This window comes from Thermoproteus thermophilus, from assembly GCF_055392855.1.
The window spans coordinates 528,312-545,429 of the sequence record NZ_AP042466.1 but is presented as its reverse complement, the minus strand read 5'-3'; the positions used below and the strand labels follow the sequence as shown (position 1 = coordinate 545,429).

At 58.7% G+C, this 17,118-nt stretch carries 22 protein-coding genes; 5 read left to right on the top strand and 17 right to left on the bottom strand.

All coding sequences use genetic code 11. From position 1 onward, the window contains the following. Nucleotides 1–13: 13 nt before the first annotated feature. Genes ACZ5PA_RS03205 through ACZ5PA_RS03195 form a run of 3 tightly spaced genes read right to left on the bottom strand, consistent with a single transcriptional unit; the run spans nt 14 to nt 2,039 of the window. The gene (locus ACZ5PA_RS03205; protein WP_464930848.1) at nt 14–157 is read right to left on the bottom strand and encodes a hypothetical protein; all 144 of its coding nucleotides are present in this window, start codon (nt 155–157) and stop codon (nt 14–16) included. Next, complete coding sequence (gene secY / locus ACZ5PA_RS03200) at nt 154–1,566, bottom strand: preprotein translocase subunit SecY (RefSeq protein ID WP_464930847.1); 1,413 nt, start codon at nt 1,564–1,566, stop codon at nt 154–156. The genes ACZ5PA_RS03205 and secY overlap by 4 nt, the downstream gene beginning before the upstream one ends. Next, on the bottom strand, nt 1,566–2,039 hold the full coding sequence (locus ACZ5PA_RS03195; RefSeq protein ID WP_464930846.1) for an uL15 family ribosomal protein: 474 nt from the start codon (nt 2,037–2,039) through the stop codon (nt 1,566–1,568). Before ACZ5PA_RS03195 ends, secY begins: the two co-directional genes overlap by 1 nt. A gap of 36 nt (nt 2,040–2,075) precedes the next feature. Here ACZ5PA_RS03195 and ACZ5PA_RS03190 point away from each other — a divergent pair, with 36 nt between their 5' ends. Beyond that, the gene (locus ACZ5PA_RS03190) at nt 2,076–2,720 is read left to right on the top strand and encodes a uracil-DNA glycosylase (protein ID WP_464930845.1); all 645 of its coding nucleotides are present in this window, start codon (nt 2,076–2,078) and stop codon (nt 2,718–2,720) included. Here the strand turns inward: ACZ5PA_RS03190 and ACZ5PA_RS03185 are convergent. Both ACZ5PA_RS03185 and ACZ5PA_RS03180 read right to left on the bottom strand, forming a co-directional pair. Beyond that, the gene (locus ACZ5PA_RS03185; RefSeq protein WP_464930844.1) at nt 2,714–3,082 is read right to left on the bottom strand and encodes a HEPN domain-containing protein; all 369 of its coding nucleotides are present in this window, start codon (nt 3,080–3,082) and stop codon (nt 2,714–2,716) included. The two genes, ACZ5PA_RS03190 and ACZ5PA_RS03185, sit on opposite strands and share 7 nt — an antisense overlap. Before the next feature lie 23 nt (nt 3,083–3,105). After that, nucleotides 3,106–3,279 carry a hypothetical protein gene (locus tag ACZ5PA_RS03180; RefSeq protein ID WP_464930843.1) on the bottom strand — a complete coding sequence of 58 codons (174 nt, stop codon included), beginning with the start codon at nt 3,277–3,279 and terminating at the stop codon, nt 3,106–3,108. A 26-nt stretch (nt 3,280–3,305) separates the two neighbouring features. Here ACZ5PA_RS03180 and rnhB point away from each other — a divergent pair, with 26 nt between their 5' ends. From rnhB to ACZ5PA_RS03165, 3 genes are read left to right on the top strand one after another with little or no spacing between them, the layout of a single operon-like run. Continuing rightward, entirely contained in the window at nt 3,306–3,893 is a 588-nt protein-coding gene (gene rnhB / locus ACZ5PA_RS03175; protein WP_464930842.1) for a ribonuclease HII, read from the top strand. A 31-nt stretch (nt 3,894–3,924) separates the two neighbouring features. Beyond that, nucleotides 3,925–4,533, top strand: a complete 609-nt coding sequence (locus tag ACZ5PA_RS03170) for a 30S ribosomal protein S5 (protein ID WP_464930841.1) — start codon at nt 3,925–3,927, stop codon at nt 4,531–4,533. Further along, nucleotides 4,530–5,081 carry a 50S ribosomal protein L30 gene (locus ACZ5PA_RS03165; RefSeq protein WP_464930840.1) on the top strand — a complete coding sequence of 184 codons (552 nt, stop codon included), beginning with the start codon at nt 4,530–4,532 and terminating at the stop codon, nt 5,079–5,081. Before ACZ5PA_RS03170 ends, ACZ5PA_RS03165 begins: the two co-directional genes overlap by 4 nt. Here the strand turns inward: ACZ5PA_RS03165 and ACZ5PA_RS03160 are convergent. The 11 genes from ACZ5PA_RS03160 to ACZ5PA_RS03110 form a co-directional block, all read right to left on the bottom strand. Continuing rightward, nucleotides 5,068–5,883, bottom strand: coding sequence for a KaiC domain-containing protein (locus tag ACZ5PA_RS03160; RefSeq protein WP_464930839.1), 816 nt, complete (start codon nt 5,881–5,883; stop codon nt 5,068–5,070). The genes ACZ5PA_RS03165 and ACZ5PA_RS03160 overlap by 14 nt on opposite strands. 33 nt (nt 5,884–5,916) lie before the next feature. Next, nucleotides 5,917–6,480 (bottom strand): cysteine hydrolase family protein, encoded by a 564-nt coding sequence (locus tag ACZ5PA_RS03155; protein ID WP_464930838.1) that lies wholly within the window; start codon nt 6,478–6,480, stop codon nt 5,917–5,919. A 3-nt stretch (nt 6,481–6,483) separates the two neighbouring features. Beyond that, nucleotides 6,484–6,969 (bottom strand): hypothetical protein, encoded by a 486-nt coding sequence (locus ACZ5PA_RS03150; protein ID WP_464930837.1) that lies wholly within the window; start codon nt 6,967–6,969, stop codon nt 6,484–6,486. Nucleotides 6,970–6,973: 4 nt separating this feature from the next. Next, complete coding sequence (locus tag ACZ5PA_RS03145) at nt 6,974–7,618, bottom strand: phosphoribosylanthranilate isomerase (protein WP_464930836.1); 645 nt, start codon at nt 7,616–7,618, stop codon at nt 6,974–6,976. Next, complete coding sequence (gene trpD, locus ACZ5PA_RS03140; RefSeq protein WP_464930835.1) at nt 7,615–8,610, bottom strand: anthranilate phosphoribosyltransferase; 996 nt, start codon at nt 8,608–8,610, stop codon at nt 7,615–7,617. Before trpD ends, ACZ5PA_RS03145 begins: the two co-directional genes overlap by 4 nt. After that, complete coding sequence (locus ACZ5PA_RS03135) at nt 8,600–9,829, bottom strand: TrpB-like pyridoxal phosphate-dependent enzyme (protein ID WP_464930834.1); 1,230 nt, start codon at nt 9,827–9,829, stop codon at nt 8,600–8,602. Before ACZ5PA_RS03135 ends, trpD begins: the two co-directional genes overlap by 11 nt. Before the next feature lie 29 nt (nt 9,830–9,858). Further along, nucleotides 9,859–10,683 carry a DMT family transporter gene (locus ACZ5PA_RS03130; protein ID WP_464930833.1) on the bottom strand — a complete coding sequence of 275 codons (825 nt, stop codon included), beginning with the start codon at nt 10,681–10,683 and terminating at the stop codon, nt 9,859–9,861. Continuing rightward, nucleotides 10,680–11,405 carry a tryptophan synthase subunit alpha gene (gene trpA, locus ACZ5PA_RS03125; RefSeq protein WP_464930832.1) on the bottom strand — a complete coding sequence of 242 codons (726 nt, stop codon included), beginning with the start codon at nt 11,403–11,405 and terminating at the stop codon, nt 10,680–10,682. Before trpA ends, ACZ5PA_RS03130 begins: the two co-directional genes overlap by 4 nt. 29 nt (nt 11,406–11,434) lie before the next feature. Beyond that, on the bottom strand, nt 11,435–12,658 hold the full coding sequence (locus ACZ5PA_RS03120; protein ID WP_464930831.1) for a sugar phosphate nucleotidyltransferase: 1,224 nt from the start codon (nt 12,656–12,658) through the stop codon (nt 11,435–11,437). 352 nt (nt 12,659–13,010) lie between these two features. Further along, the gene (locus tag ACZ5PA_RS03115; RefSeq protein WP_464930830.1) at nt 13,011–14,570 is read right to left on the bottom strand and encodes a glycogen/starch synthase; all 1,560 of its coding nucleotides are present in this window, start codon (nt 14,568–14,570) and stop codon (nt 13,011–13,013) included. A gap of 612 nt (nt 14,571–15,182) precedes the next feature. Beyond that, on the bottom strand, nt 15,183–15,467 hold the full coding sequence (locus tag ACZ5PA_RS03110; RefSeq protein WP_464930829.1) for a hypothetical protein: 285 nt from the start codon (nt 15,465–15,467) through the stop codon (nt 15,183–15,185). 103 nt (nt 15,468–15,570) lie between these two features. On the opposite strand from ACZ5PA_RS03110, the gene ACZ5PA_RS03105 reads away from it, so the two are divergent. Then, a complete protein-coding gene (locus ACZ5PA_RS03105) occupies nt 15,571–16,188 on the top strand; it encodes a YkgJ family cysteine cluster protein (RefSeq protein ID WP_464931268.1) in 618 nt (205 codons plus the stop codon). Here the strand turns inward: ACZ5PA_RS03105 and ACZ5PA_RS03100 are convergent. After that, nucleotides 16,172–17,002, bottom strand: coding sequence for a sulfite exporter TauE/SafE family protein (locus ACZ5PA_RS03100; protein ID WP_464930828.1), 831 nt, complete (start codon nt 17,000–17,002; stop codon nt 16,172–16,174). The two genes, ACZ5PA_RS03105 and ACZ5PA_RS03100, sit on opposite strands and share 17 nt — an antisense overlap. Between the last annotated feature and the right edge of the window lie 116 nt (nt 17,003–17,118).

Genomic DNA, 17,118 nt, shown 5'->3' with positions numbered 1-17,118 from the left:
TCTCCGTATAAATTTAGCTCTCCTCCAGATCGCCTAGGAGAGACCTCAGCTCCTCCACGGCCTCTTCGACCAGCTCCCAATCGCCATCTTGGATCGCGCCCTCCAAGAGGTCTATCACGTCCCTTAGCCTATCAGCGAATTTCTTGTCGGCGGTCACTTGCTCAGCACGCGCTTGAGGCCTGGGTACACCTCCATCAACCCCTCTTGCACTATCTGCGTGTAGTAGCCTAGCCCGATCTCGACGAGCAGAATAAGGCCTATGCCAGAGCCCCATACGCCGAATATATCGCCTATAGCCGCCAGAGTTCCCGCCATTAAGCCGCTCAACAAGATCAACGTATTTATGGGCCTCCTCAAGATCTTGGCCACTATCTTTTCGCTCTGCCTGAACCCGGGTATGTGCAGGCCCGATTCGACTAAGCTCTTGGCGTATTCGTCTGGGCCTATGCCTCCTATCTGGCCCCACAACCAAGCGAAGATCGCCGCGAGCGCCGCGTATAGGATTATGTGTATAGCCACGTAGTCGGGGGATAGTATCCTGGCCGGCGTCATGGCCGTGAGGAGGACCGCCAAGGCGGGCGAGATGCCGCCGGTCAAGGCCGCGAACCCGGCTATTATCTGCTCGGCCAATATGAGGGAGTATGCGGTGAATATTATGGGTATCACCGAGACGTACATGAACCTTAGAGGTATGTTTATCCTGAAGCCCCAGTACTGAGTGTAAGCCGTCGGTATGTTCACGTGCATTTGCTCTATATAGACGAGTATGTAGGCCAACGCCAAAGTCGCGGCGAGGCTTACTATATCGGGAAGGGCCAACGTGCCCACTTGTCTAAAAGCCAACGCGAGGAGCCCAGGGCCTGTGCCGTATATAGTATTGTATATAGCCACGGCGAGGGCCGGCACGAAGCCGAGGGGCAGTTGCATGGCGGGATTGTCAGCGGGGTTCACGTTGGGATAAGTGGGCATGTTCCAGGAAAAGAGGTCTACGAAGAGGGTCCTGGTTATCGACAACAGTATGATCAAGTTCACGGCGCTACCGCCGAAACCCCAGCCCTTCGCTATCATGTCGTCGAGCAGTATGATTATCTGCGTCGCCACGAGCAACTGAACCACCACAGCCGCGGCTTGTATCGGGGCGAGGGGGCCGAACGCGCCCATGGCTATTGTGGCAGAGGCCTCGCCGGCTGCTAAGATCAAGGCCAAGAGCTTCTGAAACGCCGAGAACCTAAGCCTATCTCTCTTGTCCTCTAAGTCGAAAGGTAACAAGTTGGAGAACTGGAGTATCTCCATGATTATCCCGGCTATGACTATCGGGCCTATGCCGAGCTGGGCCCACGTGCCGAACGTGGAGCCGAATATCGTGGACACTAGCGGGTTGTAGAATATAGTCGCGACGGCCCCCGTCGGGGCGGTCCTCTGGATGCCCCAGAGGGGAGTGATGGTCATTAGCGTATACACCACGGCGGCTAGCGCCGTCCACATCAAGCGGGTCGAGAGCGGCAACGGCCTCTTGGGCCTCTGGACGGTCAAAAGGCGCTCTAGGATTGGGTCGAGGGCCTCCATTATCTGTGGATAACTCCGTGGACTACGCGGACCTCGCCGCCCGCGCCCACTACCTTCTTCACGGCCTCCTCGGTGGCCGCCGGCGTGTAGACGACGACGGCCCTCTCTATCTTGCCGCCGCCGAGTAGCTTGTTGTAGCCGAGCTCCAGCAGATTTACCACGTACCTATCGCCCTCCTTGACCGCCTTCCCCTCCTTCTCGAGCTCAGATATCAACTCCTCCAGCTTGCCCACGTTTATGGGCCTCCACTGCACCGTTAAGGGCTTGGGCTGTTTGAAGCCGTGTTTGCCGTAGAAGGGCCAGCCGGACGTCTCCTCGGCGTATACCATGACGAAAGACCACTTGTGCTTGTGGAAGCCCACTAAGCCCTTGCCGCCCGAGGAGCCGCTCTTCCTGTGCTGCCCGACTCTGCCCCAGCCGTGAGTCCTACTGCCTCTTCTATACTTAATCGCCGGTTTAAAACGGCGAACCATCGCCGGACTTTATTAACATCTATATAAGTTTTGAGCATGGAGGAGCTCATCAAGGCGTTGGTCCAGTGCAGGAGATGCCCGCGGCTGGTCGCTTATAGGGAGGGCGTGCCGCCTCTGCCTAGATTCTCCGGGCAACATTACTGGAGGAGGCCGGTGCCGCCGTGGGGGGATATTAAGGCCAAGTTGATGGTAGTGGGCCTAGCGCCGGCCGCGCATGGCGGCAATAGAACGGGCAGGATGTTCACAGGCGACTCCTCGGCGCAATTCCTATTCAAGGCCCTCCACGCGCTCGGGCTCTCCAACCACCCCTTCAGCGTTTCTAAAGACGACGGCACGGAGGTGAGGTGCGTCTATATAACCTCGGCCGTCAAGTGCGCCCCGCCGAGGAATAGGCCGACTGCAGAGGAGGTGGAGAACTGCCTCCCTTGGCTTAAGGCAGAGCTGGAGCTCGTGAAGCCCAAGGCCGTGGTGGCCTTGGGAAGGCTGGCGTGGAGCGCTGTGTTCAAGGCCTTGGGGCTCAAGGCGCCTGAATTCGCCCACGGGGCCTACGCTGATGCGGGCTCTGTGAGGATCTACGCCTCCTACCACCCATCGCCTCGGAACACCAACACCGGTAGGCTCTCGCTAGAGTCGCTCGTGCGGGTGCTCAACGAGGCCAAGGCCTACGCCGGATGTCAGTAGGGCCTCCAAATCTGCTTGGCCCTCTCTATGGCCTTCAAGAACACGTAGAGGTAATTGCTCAAGACCTCGGCGCATTTCACGCACGTGGCGCCGTCTTCTCCAAAGGCCTTGGCCTCGAGACACGTAGCGCACTTGGCCACGTCCTCCGGCGGCTCGGCGCCAGCTACTTCTCTGATCAGCGCTGGCAACCTCTTTATGCTCTGGTAGTGGCCATAGGGATCATAGCCCAGTATGCCCTTAGCTAAGGCCTCCACCGAGACGTAGGCGTTATAGCACGCCGATTTGTGATCGCCCTCTTCGAGGGCCCTTAGCGCGTCGTTGAAGTGGCGGACGTGGCGCTCGTACCATTTAGGGTGGATCACGAGCCGCCTCCGGTTCTTTCGTTTTAAGTTTTCTCGTAGAACTGAGCCGCGAGCTTGACGCCGTGGACCTCGGCCAAGTGCCTCGCCGCATCTTTAAGGGAGAAGAACCGTTTGCCGCACTTCCTACAAGCCAAGTGTTTAACCCCGCCGTCATCGACTAGCTGGAGATAACCCGAGAGCTCCTTGGGCACGTCCATATTATGCCCTCCGCGCGGATTTATATATGGTCGTGGCCGGCATAGACGAAGCGGGGCGGGGGCCCGTCGTAGGGCCCATGGTCATCGCCATAGTGGCGGGTCGCGAGGAGGAGCTGGGATCGCTCGGCGTGAGGGACTCGAAGACGTTATCGCGCCGGGCGCGCGAGAGGCTATACGCCGCTATTTTGGACGCGGCTACGTGTGTAAACTATGTAATAATTGAGCCCCATGTAATCGACGTCTGGGTGGAGAGGCATGGGCTCAATGAGCTTGAATACGAGAAGATGGCTCTGCTGATCGGGCTCTGCGAGGCCGACGTCTACTACGTCGACAGCCCGGACCCCAAGCCCTCGCGGCTCGCGTCCCGGCTCAGCGCCTTGACCGGGCGTAAGGTGGTGGCGATGCATAAGGCCGAGCGCGTTCCGGCCGTCGCGGCGGCCAGCATAGTAGCAAAGGTCGTCAGGGATCGGCTCGTTGACGTGCTCAAGGCCTATATGGGCGACTTCGGCTCCGGGTACCCCTCAGACCCCAAGACGATATCGGCTTTGAGGACCGGAAGAATCGCGGAGGAGTGCGTAAGGCGCTCGTGGAGGACGGCGAAGAGGATACGGTAACGTTTAAATACAGCTGGAGCTCAGCACGGCGATGAGCGCTATTGATCTTTCGATGTGGGAGCCCAGGACTAAGCTGGGCCAGATGGTGAAGGAGGGGAAAATCCGGACGATAGATGAGATATTCGCGGCGAATATGTTGATAAAAGAGCCGGAGATAGTCGACGCGCTTCTCCCCAATTTGAAACAAGAGCTGCTCAGCATAAACATCGTTCAGCGCCAGACCGATGCGGGCGAAGTGAGCCAGTTCCAAGCAGTGGTCGCGCTGGGCAACGAGGACGGCTATGTCGGCATAGGCATAGGCAAGGCTAGACAAGTGAGGCAGGCCATAGAGAAAGCGATTAGGGAGGCTAAGCTTAACATAATCCCGGTCAGAAGGGGGTGCGGCTCCTGGAGGTGTTCTTGCGACGAGCCGCACTCGGTGCCGTTCGTCGTCGAGGGTAAATCTGGGAGCGTCAAGATCAAGCTCATCCCGGCTCCGAAGGGCGTGGGGCTCGTGGCCGGCGACGTGGCCAAGGCCGTCCTCAGGCTCGCGGGCATTAGAGATGTCTGGACTAAGACGTTCGGCGATACTAGGACCACGCTCAACTTCGCCTTGGCCACCTACAACGCCTTGAGGAACACCTATAGGTTCAAGCTATGACGACGCTCGCCGAGGCGAAGAAGGAGGTGGTTGTGTATCCGCGATACGCAGTAGTGAGGATCAAAGGCGTCGTGAACACGCCGAGAGACGTCGAGAGCACGTTGAGCTATCTCAGATTGAGGAGGAAGTTCGTCATGTCGCTCGTCGTGGGGCGGCCCGAGGTCGAGGGCATGTTGAGGAAGGCGCAGAATTGGATCACGTGGGGCGAGATCGACGCGGACACCTTGGCCCAAGTTTTGGCCAAAAGAGGCAGAATAGTAGGCGATAAGCCCTTGACGCTCGATCACTTAAGGAAGTACGGGTGGAACAGCTACGAGGAGCTGGCTTTGGCGTACGTATCCGGCGAGATAGACAGAATAGCGTGTCCGAAGAAAGGCGTTTGGCCCAGGAGAGACGGCAAGGTCTTATGCGTGCCGTACCTCAAGCCCTTCTTCAGGCTCCATCCGCCGATCGGGGGGTTCAAGGACGTGAAGAAGAGCTTCTCTGAGGGGGGCGATTTGGGGTACAGAGGCCCTGAGATAAACGAGCTAATACTCAGGATGATATAGGCTTCAGCACCAGCCCCCTCCCCGGCTCTATCTCTACGTCGAACGCGCGGCGGGAGTGATTGGTCATGCGCATTTTCTTGATAATGAGGTGTCTGCGGACCTCCCTCGCGGTCTCCACGTCGTCCATCCACATGTGGATCACGCCATCGGCTATATGCTCTAGCCCGAAGCCGTAGGCTTGCCCGGTCGTGGGCGCGTATTGGCTCGTGAGAAGCGCCGTCACGTTGTCCCTATGCGTCGCTATTTTGAGCTGGTAGGAGTACTTGCGCGCCATCACGGGCTTATCTACCCAGAAGGCCGACATCGAGTCTATCACGAGCCTGACGTGCCTCGTCGGCGCCCCCCTCTCCTCCTCGACGACCTCGAGCACTTTGTATGCCTCGTTTATCGCCTCGATCAAGGTGTCCACGGAGAGGGCGGCGTATCGCCTAGCTCCCTCAGCCTCCTTGGCCTTCTCCGTCAACTGCCTCGCCACTTTGAGGAGGCCGAATATGTCCACGACGACTATTTGGGGCAACTCCTCGGGCTCTCTCCTCCACCCCAGGCTGTACGTCGAGTATTTCGAGAAATCCATGCCTAATTGTTTGGCTTGCGTCATCACGTCCTTGAACTCCTGCTCGGTGGTCACGTACACTACCGGGTCCCCCACCTTCAGCCCCGCGTATGCGAAGTGCATGCACAATATGGACTTCCCCACGCCGGGCTCGCCGGTGACCACCACCCAAGAGCCCTGGGGTATTCCCCCTTCGAGCGCCTTGTCCAACTCCTCTATGCCTGTCGAGATCCTCTGGACCTCGGCCACGCGAAAAACCGGCGCGTGGGTAAATAAGGCTAACTAGGGGTTCTTCTCCCAGAGTTCCAATATCTCGGCGTTGCTCAACACCGGGAGCAACTTAGACAAATTGGCGAGGGACCTCTCGTGGGCCGCCTTGTCGGCCGAGGAGACGGCCTCCTTGGCCACGACGGGCAAATAGCCGAGCGCTTGGGCGTGGCGCGCGGAGGTCTCGACGCCGATCTCTGTGGCTATTCCCGTGAAGACTATCGTGGTGATGCCCGCGTTCCTCAACAATAGCTCGAAGTTGGTGCCCACGAATATCGACGTGGTGTTCTTGTTGAGCACGACGTCGCCCTCGCGCGGATAGACGTCCTTGTATATATCGCCTGGGTTCCAGCTCCTCCTAAACGGCGAGGCGAACCTCTCGGGAAACGGCGTTATCTTCGTGTACACTACGGGCACGTCGAACTTCCTAGCGCCCTCTATTAGCTCCTTTAATTTTACCAAGAATTCTTCCTTGTTGAATATCGAGTTCACTAAGGCCTCTTGGACGTCCCAGACAACGAGCACCGAGTTGCTCCTCTTAATGAACCTCTTCAACTCCTCGGGTCTAAGCATAGACATACCCTACTTCAGCTTTAAATACTCTGCGTTGGCCTCTTTAAACGCCTCTTGTAGATCCGCGACCGCCGACGTGTATAGGCCGAGCTTGGCGGCCGCCTCGTTTATTTGGGCTGTCGACTTGGCGAGCCTTCCGAACTTTGCCTTGAGCTCTCGGGACCGCCCTCCGCCCCTCCGCATCTCGGCCGCCAATCTCCTGAGCTCCCTCGCCAACGCGGCGGCTTTTTCGTCCAAGGCCCTCCTCGCCATATGACGTAGGGCGTTGTACTGCTCCTCGGAGAGGGGGATCGCGGCATATTCGAACACGGGGCCTGAGCCCTCCGCCTCCCATCGCCTCAAGAGCTCCCTCTTGACCTTCTCCAAGGCCCTCTCCACGACCTCTCTGGGCTCCCAAGTCACCGCAACTCCTCGCCCCAGCTCCACGTTGGGGAACCCCCTCAAGGCCTCGGACATCACGTCCTCGTCGTTCGAGTGGACCAGCACCAGAATCACGCGCCTATATAGCTCCTCTTTTAAAACCTCTCACCTTTTCGGCGAGGGCCATAACCTTGGTTTTGTCCTTGACCCCGGGCTCGGACTCAACCCCGCTGGCCACGTCTATCATATAGGGGTTGTACTCCAACACGCGCTCCACGTTTTCGGGCGTTATGCCCCCCGCTATGGCGACCCTCCTCAACGGCGCGACCCTCCTTATCAGCTCCAAGGGCACCTTGAGGCCGTGTTCGTACCTCAACCCCGCCTCCTTGATCGCGTCGACCAACACGTACTCGAAATCGCCCGACGACAACCGCGCGGCCTCCTCCACGACGTCGTCCCTCCCGAAGAGAACCACGGGCGCTAACGCGATTCCCCTCTCCTCGGCCCTCTCGACCACACTTGCGTCGAGCTTACGCGGGATCTGCGCTATGGGGAAGTCGTATGCAGCCGCGAGGTCGACCGCGCTCGCCGGGTCGTATGAGTCGAAGACTGCGACGGGCTTGGCCTTGCTCAAGACCGAGGCCAAGTCCTTGGCCAAGCTGGGGGGTATCCTCCTGGGCGAGCGGGTCTCCGGATCTACGATAAAGCCCGCGTAGTCCGCCACCTCGTCCACGAGCTCCACGTCTGAGCGCCTGGTCAAGCCGCATATCTTCAACAAGGTCATGGCCTACTCGCCTTGACGACGAGCTCCACGTGGCGGGCCACGCGGCCCGACTTAATGGCTTCAAGAGCCGCCTCGTAGCCGTCTCTGGGATCCTTAGCCAAACCGGCCACGTATAGGGCCAAGGCTGCGTTGATAGCTATGGCGTTGGCCGCCTCGACGTCCTCGCCCCTCAGCCCGCCCAGCGTCCTCGCCACAGACTCCTCCTTGGTGTCCGCTCTAGGTATCCTCCCCCTCTTGGCCCCGAAATCCTCAGGGGCTAGCTCGTACTCCTCGACCCTCCCTCCTCTGACCTCGGCGATTATCGTGCGGCCCTCCGGGGAGGCCTCGTCCACTCCGGGCTCTCCGTGCACCACCAGCACGTGTTCGAGGCCGAGGTGGACCGCGGCGTTAGCCATCACCGGCACTAGGCGCCGCTCAGCCACGCCTATGACTTGCCTCTTCACTTGGCCCGGATTGGCCAGAGGCCCGACTAAGTTGAATATTGTCCTAAACGGGAGCCTCTTACGTATCGGCGCGACCCGCGCAAACGTCGGGTGGTAGGCCGGCGCGAAGAGGAAGGCGAACCTGGACGCCCTCAGCGCGACGATCGCCTCGTCGGGCTTGAGGTTGATATTATAGCCAAGGGCCTCCAAGAAGTCCGCGCTACCCGTGGGGCTCGTGACGGACCTATTGCCGTGTTTGAGCACGTAGGCTCCGAGGGCCGACGCGACCAAGGCGGCCGCCGTGGAGAGGTTTATAGTCCTCTGGCCGTCGCCGCCCGTCCCGGCTGTATCTATCGCGGGCAGATCGCCTATGTCGACCCTCACGCAAGTCTCGCGGGCGGCCTTGGCGAACCCCGCTATCTCCTCGGGCGCCTCGCCCCTCACCCTCATGGCCGTGAGGGCCGCGGCTACCTCGACGTCGCCAACCTCGCCCTTGAGCATGGAGAGCGCTAGCGAATAGCTCTCCTCGAACGTCAAGGTTTTCCCCTCGCCGAGTTTTCTAAGCGACATGTTTCTCGTAGGCGTCTACGTCGAGTAGGCCGTGGCCGGACAAGTTGAAGGCGATCACGGAGCCCGGCGGCAACTTCTTGGCGATATCGATTACGGCCTTAACGGCGTGGGCGCTCTCGGGCGCCGGCACGATGCCCTCGGACCTGGCGAACAAGACGGCCGCCTCGAACACATCCTCTTGCCTATACGCCACCGCCTCTACGAGGCCCAGCCTTTTTAGCAAGGAGAGGCTCGGCGCAGCTCCATGATAGCGGAGACCGGCCGCGTGCACGGCGGGCGGCACGTAGTCATGGCCTAGGGTGTACATCTTGATCATGGGCAAGATCCCCACCGCGTCGGGGAAGTCGTATTTGTAGTCGCCGGCCGTCAACTTGGGCGCCGCGGCCGACTCAGCCGCTAGGAACTTGGTCTTCTCGAAGCCCTCGCCTCTCAGCTTCATGCCTATCATGGGATAGGCGAAGCCGCCGAAGTTCGAGCCACCGCCGACGCAGCCGACCGCGTAGTCGGGCTCCTCGGGCATCTGCTGGATCGCCTCGAGGCCTATCACCGACTGGTGTATTAGGACGAACTCGAGCACGCTGCCCGGGAGGTATCGCCTCCTCTCGCCTGCCAGCGTGTACTCAACCGCCTCCGAGATGGCTATGCCGAGCGAGCCGGGGTGGTCAGGCTTGTAGAACTTCTTGCCCGTCTCGGTGATCTCGCTGGGGCTCGGGTACACCGTTGCGCCGTAAGTCCTCATGAACACGACCCTCTGCCTTTTCTTCTCGTACGAGGACCTGGTCATGAACACCACGGCCTTCAGCCCGAAGAGGGCCGCCGCCAAGGAGACCGCCATGCCCCACTGGCCGGCCCCGGTCTCGGTCGCCACTTCCTCGGCCCCGTCCAGCTTGGCGTAGTAAGCTTGAGCCAACGCCGTGTTGAGCTTATGGCTGCCGACGGGCAAGGCCCCCTCGTATTTGTAATATATATGGACCTTAACGCCGAGGGCTTTCTCGAGCCCCTCGGCCCTCCTATACGGCGTCGGTCGGCCCACCCTCCTGTAGGCGTCCCTCACCTCCTCGGGTATAGGTATCCAGCGCTCCGCCGTGAACTCTTGATCTATTAGCGCAGAGGGCAAGATCCTCGTCAGAAGCGCGATCCTGCTATCGCCGTCGTCGGGATCCTTGGGCGGAGGCAACGGCGTGGGGAGATCCGCCGCTATGTTGTACCACCTATCCACCCCGATGACATAGCCGCAACAACACGGACCTATTTAAGTTTTGTCGTAGCTATATAGATCGTGGATATGCCCAATAGTATTAGAGCTGAGCCGATCGCTTGGCACAACGTGGGCACGGCGCCTAGCATGAGGTAGGAGAATAGGTATGAGAGGACCGGCACTAGGAGGGACGCCTCGCCGGTTCTGACAGGCCCCAGCTCGCGGACCGAGCGGAACCACAGAAGCCAAGCAACTCCTTGGGCCAACACGGCCAAGGCTATTAAGAGCAAGAGAGGCCTCGCCGAGAAGTCGGCCCTATATGAAATAAACACCGTTGGGAGGAGAAAGGCCGCCGCCGCTCCGTTCATAGCGGCTGTGGTGGGCAACACAGGCCTATCCGCTAGCCAGAGCTTGTACGCCACGGTGCCGAGCGCCCACAGAAAACCTCCGAGGATCGGGAGGACGTCGTACGCGCTCGCCCCGCCTCCCATAGTCGACACGATTACGCCAAAGACTCCCAGCGCTACTCCGAGGACCTCGCCGGGCTTAACAGCGGCCTTGAAGGCTATCGTCGATATCACGAGCACGAAAATCGGTTGGGTGTACATCAGAGCGGAGACCAGGCCAGGGCTTCCCGCGAATAGGAGCGATATGTTTATCAACAACACCGTGGCCCCCATGTTCAGGAGGCCTACCACTGCGGTTTTGCCGTCGAGGCGGGCGGGCCTAGACGCGGCCGACAAAACGACGAACCCCACAAACGCTCTGAAAAAGGCGATGAAAGTGGGCGAGAAGTACGCTGTTAAGTACTTGGTCAGAGGATAGGCGAGGCCCCAGATTATCAATACGGCTAAGAGGTTCCCGTACGCCCTCATTTAATCGATCTCTTTATTTCGTTCAAAAAGCCCAAGGCGGCGTCTAGCCCCCTCTCTTTGACGAGCCTCATGGCGGCAGTCCCCACCACCACGCCGTCGGCGCCGGCCTCCACGACGGCTCGGGCCTTCTCGCCGCTATCTATGGCGAAGCCCGCCACCAAGTAGACATCGCCGATATGGGCCCTAGCTATTCTTATATTCCTCTCCACATAGACGGGCAACTTGATGCCAGTGGCCGCGTATAGGCCTATGTAGATGAAGAGCGGATCGTGTCGAGCTAGCCTCTCGGCGAGCTGGTAGGGGAATTTGCCCGGCAAAAAGAAGGCGACTTCTAGCCCGTGAGATCTCATGGCATTTACGTAGTCGTCCAGCCTCTCCGGCGTATCTATGAGTAGATCGGGCAGGAGGACTGACGCGGCCCCTGCCTCGGACGCGACGCGAGCCAACTCGTCGAACTTGCCGGCGAAATCCTCCGCGTATCCCATTAACACTGTGTTTTTAGGAAACGACATCCCCTTGACGGCCTCTAGCCCCTTGACAGGGACGGATCTATGGCTAGCCCTTATGAAGGGCCCGTCGTATTTGGGGTTCTCTGAGGGCAAGCCGACCTCGACGAAATCGGCAAGGCTCTCGATCGCCTTGAGGAACGACGAAAAGGCGCTCGGATCAGGCCATCTAGCAGTGATATACACGCCTAGGCCGGGCCTGGGCAGTTTCGCCATCGGCCATGCGTAGGGGGGTGCTAAAAACGTTAAGTAAGCGTGAAGTTCTCGAGCCTGACGCCGTTGTTGATGATCTTATGCGGCCACACTTTGACATTTATCAACACAGCGTTGTCGCCCACGGTCACGTCGTTGCCGAGGACAGAGCCCATCAAGCGGGCGCCTCTGCCCACGAAGCTGTGCCTGCCCACCACGCTCCTCTCTATGCGCGCGCCGGCTTCCACGACCGATCTATCCATGACGACGGAATCCGCTACCTCGACGCCGTCGCCTACCACCGTGTAGTTGTCTATAACAGCGTTGCGCAAGCGGACGCCCTTGCCTATCTTGACGTGTCTGCCTATCAAGACGCTACCCTCCACCTTGACATCTCCCGAGTTTATACGCTCTTTCAGCTCCCTCTTGAACGCCAAGGACTCGGGGCTCGTCCCTTGGACCAACACGCGGGCTAATATCTCCTCGGAGGCTAAATCTGACGGGCTTAAGTTGTTCAACAAGTACAGAGAGGCCTCCAGATAACGCTCCGGGCTGCCTACGTCGAACCAGAATCCCCTGGTCACGTAGCCGTATACCGGCAAGCCCGCCTCTATAGCCGCCGGTATGACGTTGGAGCCGAAGTCCATGAGGCCCTCCTTGTACAGCTTAGAGCCCACTTCGCCCTCGAAGAAGTTCAAGAAATCCTCCGAGAGCAAGTAGAGGCCTGTGTTCACTAAATTGCTCGGGGCGTCCTCTCTCCGTTTAGGCTTCTCGACGAATTTCAAGATCCTCATCCTCTCGTCCACGGCTGCTACGCCGAACTCCTCGACTCTCTCCTCCTCTTTTAGGGCTATCGTCATGAAGGCCTTATTGGCCTCGTGTACTTTGTAAAAGGAGCCCAAGTCTATCTCGAACAAGTTATCGCCTTGCACCACGAGGACGGGCTCCTTTATGTTGTAATACTCCAGGGATATCTTGACGGCCTCGGCGTTGCCCCTGGTCTCGGCTCTGGGCATGTACCTGAGCCTGACCCTTACGCCGTACTCCCTCTCCAGCCAATAGCCCTCGCCGAAGTAGTCGTATATGTCCTTGTAGTTGTAGTATCCTCGCACCCCCATGATGATCTCCTCGATGCCTTGTCTAGCGAGGTTGACCACAATGAACTCGGCTAGGGGGCGGTTCAAGATTCGCACCATGGCTTTGGAGGTCTCTATGGTGAGGGGGCGAAGGCGGACGGCCTCGCCCCCTATGGGTATTACGGCCACTCTGACGCCCACGTATTATTTCGTTGTAGTAATAAATATACATGGCGTCGCCCGCGTCGAGCTCAACGCCGCAGCAATGACGGATCGACCTCTTATTATCCGGTATATTGTTAATACCAGGTCTACTTATTATATATCAATTAACTATATAAAATTCATCTATTTACATACTAGTATTCTTGTTATAATTTGTCAAAAGATCTATTGAGAGAAACAAGTTGCATTGGCGGACTATGCCAAAGCGCTCAAAGGAGTCCAAGTGCAATAGACCACACCAGCTGACATCAGGCCTATGGCCATACGCTAGGACCCCGGCGACTAGCCCGCTCCTTGAGGGCGCTCGCTGCGTCGCGGGCTAAGCCCCTCACGCCGTTATCGCCTTGTAGTAGGCCATCTGCCTCGCCTTCTCGTAACAACCTACTAGTTGATCCAACAAGTTCCTCTCCCTAAACTTCTTGTCGACGTAGGCAGATATATAACGCTTAAGGCCTTTTATGTACTCAGCCCCGCGCCCGCGCGCGATTTCCCTAAGGCGGGGGTCGGGGATCAAGTCGGGCCTAAAAGACCAGAGCCAATTCGCCAACGACTCCATGGCCGCGCCCAACGCGTCGACGTCGTCTGGCGGGACCAAAAGACCCGTCCCCTCGCCGTTTCTGAAATCCACGACGACCTCGGGCAAGCCCCCCACCGCCGACGCGATGACGGGAGTGCCGACCGCCATGGCCTCTATAGCCGATATGCCGAAAGGCTCCCAGCGGGACGGCATGACGAGCGCCGTGGCGGCGTAGTTCAAGGCCATGTAGAGGTCCCTCGGGATTTTGGCGAACGACAAAAACGCCCTCCCGCCTCTCTCTTCGGCTAACCTCTTGAGGTACTCCTCGTAGCCGACGTCGCCGACAGATATGGCCAAGACTAACAGACGCGCCGAGGGGGCGCGGTCCAGAGCTCTAATGGCCAAGTCCAGCCCCTTTTGGGATGTGGCGCGACCCACTGCCAAAAATAAGGCCCCGCCTCTGTCCAGCCAACCGCTGCCTCCTATTCGTTCCACGCGCTCCACGAGAGTCCAAGGAGAGCCGTCCGGCGCGAGTTTGCGGAAATAGGACTCGGCCTCGTCTAGGCGCCAGTCGGTGGAGTTGTACAAGACGCAGGATTTCCCCCGCATCCATTCGCCGTATTTGGAGAGGACCTCGTTGAGATAGCCCCAGCTCACGCTGGACAATACATCGCTCTCGACGGCGGCGAACCCCTCCGCCGATCCGCCCACGGAGTTCCAGACGGACGAGTAGAGCTCTGGCCTATGGCAACAAACCCTCCAGACTAAGTGAAGCCTATCCCCGAGCCCGGCCCACTCCGACGACGCGTAATGCCACGGGAAGGAGTAGCCGGAGGATAAATGCACTGTGAAGACCAAGGGGACCGCGACGCCTTGCCTCTCGGCGTAGTCCCTCAAGGCGACGCCCGCTAGGCCGGAATGCCAGTCGTTGGCGTGTATCAAGTCGGGGATACCGTACCTCTCGGCGTAGGCCACCACGGCCCTCGCGAACAATGCTGCCTTCTCCTCCACGTTCTCGTAGGGGTACCATCTATCGAAGACCAAGCCGGTGGCCGTGTCCAATCCCTTGAACATGACCACCTTCGCGCCATCCGCCCAAGTCGTCTCGGCGCCTAGGCAGTAGGGGTAGATCCTCCCGTCTAGCCCCCGCCTCTCGCCGCAAGCCTTGAAGTCGAGTTGCGAAAGCGGGAATCCCCTATTGGGGTCGAGGTGTCTGCCGTGAGACGGCATGAGCACAGTCACGTCGTAGCCGCCTTTGGCCAACGCAGACGCGTACTGCTTCACGGCCTCCCCCAGCCCGCCCACTTTGACGAGACCGGCGTACTCGAACGTCAGCAAGTATATCTTTTTGACGGCCTCGGGCGCCCTCACGTTATATCAGAGGGGGTTATAAAAAGGCGCGGCGTTTAGGCGCTCGAGGAGCCTCGCCTGTCGGAGATCCCGCAAGCCGCGATCGCCGAGGCCGGACCTTGGGCGTTGCCCGCGCCGCTCGGATAGAGGAGCCGCCTCGTTGTTCCCCGAGCCGCACCTGCAGATCCTGGACGCGTCATCGCGGCGGACGTAGAACAATTACGCCGGTTGTTTCGCCGCTAATATACATCACCGAATAGTGGAGGTCGGCGAGAAGGACGAGTGTAGTGTTACGGAGGAAATCGCGCCGAGCAGTCGCGAGGGGGCGCCGCATACCCCCGCTTCTGTTGGGGTATCGATCTAACCCCCTACCCGGGCCTCGCCGCGGCCTCATAGGCCCTGCTTGGGGGCCGCACCCCCGGCTGGTTTTTGCCCCCGCCTTTCGGCGGCCCGCCGGGGGTCTCCGCGGGCGGTGCGGGAGGTTCCAGAGGGCGGCCGTCTCCGAGCCGCCCCCGTCCCCTCGGCGCCCCATAAGGACTTCGTCTGCGCCTAAAAGTTTTTCGGAACGTTTATAGAGAAAAGGGCCGATAACAGCGGCCTTATAGGGCGTCGTAATGACGATAGGTCAAAGGCTTATTTGATCAAAAGACCTATGATTAGCCCAATTATAAACGTCAAGGAGGAATAAGGTATCATGGCCTTAAGCACGCCTAGCTTCTCGGCGGCTTGATAGGCCGTGTACCCCAAGCTCTGTATTATGTTAATGGCCGTCGAGGGGCTGATATAGCCGAGGGCAACCGCCAGTATCAATATAGCGAGGAGCACTAGCGCGACGCCTAGGAGCCGTCTTATTAACACGCCCACGAGTAGCCCGAACACAAACGGCACGATCAACGCGATGATTTGTGCGAGCGACATCGGGAGCAGCCCATTCATGGTTAATTAAGGTTGCGCCGCAAGGCCTACGTTAAAATTTTAAACGTCCAAGCCGCTTTACATTTTTGTGAGACAATTCCAGTGCATGCCTAACTGTGCGCTCTGTTGTAGGGCCAGCCCAGTGACGGTGCTCCCCCACGAAGTCTACGTACTGGAGTCGTTGGCCAAAGAGCTGGGCGTTAGGGCTAGGTTCGTCCCCGCCTATACCCTCTTGGACTCCATCAGCGGCGTTAGGATCGCGTTGAGCTATCTAATGCTCTTGGACGAAGAGGGGAAATGCCCTTTCCTCAAGGGCACGAAGTGCCTCGTCCACGACCTCTACAAGCCTTTGACGTGCCGCTCCTTCCCCTATCTGCCGAAGGTTATCAGATATGAGCTGGACCCCGTGGCCAAGGAGGTGAGGATGGAGATAAACTTCGTCATGTCCACGCTCTGCCCCGTGGTCAAGTCCGATCTGAAGCCGACGGATTTGGTGAGAATGAGCAATATCAAAATAGCCGTCCAGTACGCCCCTAAGGAGGTCGAGGTGGCCAGGGAGACCGTCGAGAAGAGGTCCATATACGCCCGCTTGTTGAGCGATCTCTGGCGCGAGGGCTACGTCGACTTACACGACGGAGGCAACAACCCGTTCTATCCCGTGGTTAACGGCTTCGCCTTTCTACGGCGTTTTAGGCCCGAGTTGACCATCAAGGACCTCCTCTAAAATATATCCGGTACAAGATATAGATGCCAACGGCCACTATGATGGCCCCGTACGCCTTACTCAACGCGCTCTTAGGCGCCTTGACGGCCAAGCTGGTGCCCAAATAGCCTCCGGCCACGCCCCCCAGCACATACAACGCAGCTATCAAGGGCAGTACGTCCCCGTAATACCAATATTCGGCGCCGGCCGCAACGCCGAACGTCCCCACGCTGATGAGGGAGGTGCCTATAGCTCTAGTTATGCAGAGCCCAGCGGAGAACATCAAGCTCGGTACTATCAAGAAGCCGCCGCCTATGCCGAAATACCCGCTCAAGAGGCCGACGACGAATCCGAGGCCCGACACCTTGGCGATCACGGAGGGGGTCAACCTAGGACATCCCCTCACCGCCTCGCGTAGTCTGTCGGCCTCCTCGGAAGTCCCGGCCCTCGCCGATTCCCGCCTCGTCGCGACGTATACCCCTAGCACTATCATGGCTATGGCGAAGTACGTCAAGAGGGATGTGCCCGGCGTTATGTGGCCCAAGTAGGCCCCCAACAAAGAGCCGACGAGCCCTGTCGCGGCGAAGATAGCGCCTACCCTTGGCGCTATGTTCTTCTTACGGAGGTGCATATAGGAGTTTATATAGGCGTTAACGCCGACGGCCAACGCGGTGGTGCCTATGGCGATATGGGCCGAGTTGGGCAAAGAGGAGAGGTCCACGAAGTAGAGGAAGAGAGGGACGGCGAGTATGGAGCCCCCGCCGCCTATGAGCCCCAACGAGAACCCGACCAACACCCCAGACACCACCGAGAGCGCATATTGTAGCGCATCCACATCGGTCGACAAAACTGAAAATTATAAATAATTTTATCATATTTTGATATAGATTATTTTTATAATAAAATAATTAATTATTTTTATTAAAAATTTTAAAACTTATAATTATTAAA

Excerpts from the sequence above, each read along its gene's own strand:
- secY (WP_464930847.1), bottom strand. The coding sequence starts at position 1,566 with ATGGAGGCCCTCGACCCAATCCTAGAGCGCCTTTTGACCGTCCAGAGG.
- ACZ5PA_RS03195 (WP_464930846.1), bottom strand. The coding sequence starts at position 2,039 with ATGGTTCGCCGTTTTAAACCGGCGATTAAGTATAGAAGAGGCAGTAGG.
- ACZ5PA_RS03190 (WP_464930845.1), top strand. The coding sequence starts at position 2,076 with ATGGAGGAGCTCATCAAGGCGTTGGTCCAGTGCAGGAGATGCCCGCGG.
- ACZ5PA_RS03180 (WP_464930843.1), bottom strand. The coding sequence starts at position 3,279 with ATGGACGTGCCCAAGGAGCTCTCGGGTTATCTCCAGCTAGTCGATGAC.
- rnhB (WP_464930842.1), top strand. The coding sequence starts at position 3,306 with ATGGTCGTGGCCGGCATAGACGAAGCGGGGCGGGGGCCCGTCGTAGGG.
- ACZ5PA_RS03170 (WP_464930841.1), top strand. The coding sequence starts at position 3,925 with ATGAGCGCTATTGATCTTTCGATGTGGGAGCCCAGGACTAAGCTGGGC.
- ACZ5PA_RS03165 (WP_464930840.1), top strand. The coding sequence starts at position 4,530 with ATGACGACGCTCGCCGAGGCGAAGAAGGAGGTGGTTGTGTATCCGCGA.
- ACZ5PA_RS03155 (WP_464930838.1), bottom strand. The coding sequence starts at position 6,480 with ATGTCTATGCTTAGACCCGAGGAGTTGAAGAGGTTCATTAAGAGGAGC.
- ACZ5PA_RS03145 (WP_464930836.1), bottom strand. The coding sequence starts at position 7,618 with ATGACCTTGTTGAAGATATGCGGCTTGACCAGGCGCTCAGACGTGGAG.
- trpD (WP_464930835.1), bottom strand. The coding sequence starts at position 8,610 with ATGTCGCTTAGAAAACTCGGCGAGGGGAAAACCTTGACGTTCGAGGAG.
- ACZ5PA_RS03130 (WP_464930833.1), bottom strand. The coding sequence starts at position 10,683 with ATGAGGGCGTACGGGAACCTCTTAGCCGTATTGATAATCTGGGGCCTC.
- trpA (WP_464930832.1), bottom strand. The coding sequence starts at position 11,405 with ATGGCGAAACTGCCCAGGCCCGGCCTAGGCGTGTATATCACTGCTAGA.
- ACZ5PA_RS03110 (WP_464930829.1), bottom strand. The coding sequence starts at position 15,467 with ATGTCGCTCGCACAAATCATCGCGTTGATCGTGCCGTTTGTGTTCGGG.
- ACZ5PA_RS03105 (WP_464931268.1), top strand. The coding sequence starts at position 15,571 with ATGCCTAACTGTGCGCTCTGTTGTAGGGCCAGCCCAGTGACGGTGCTC.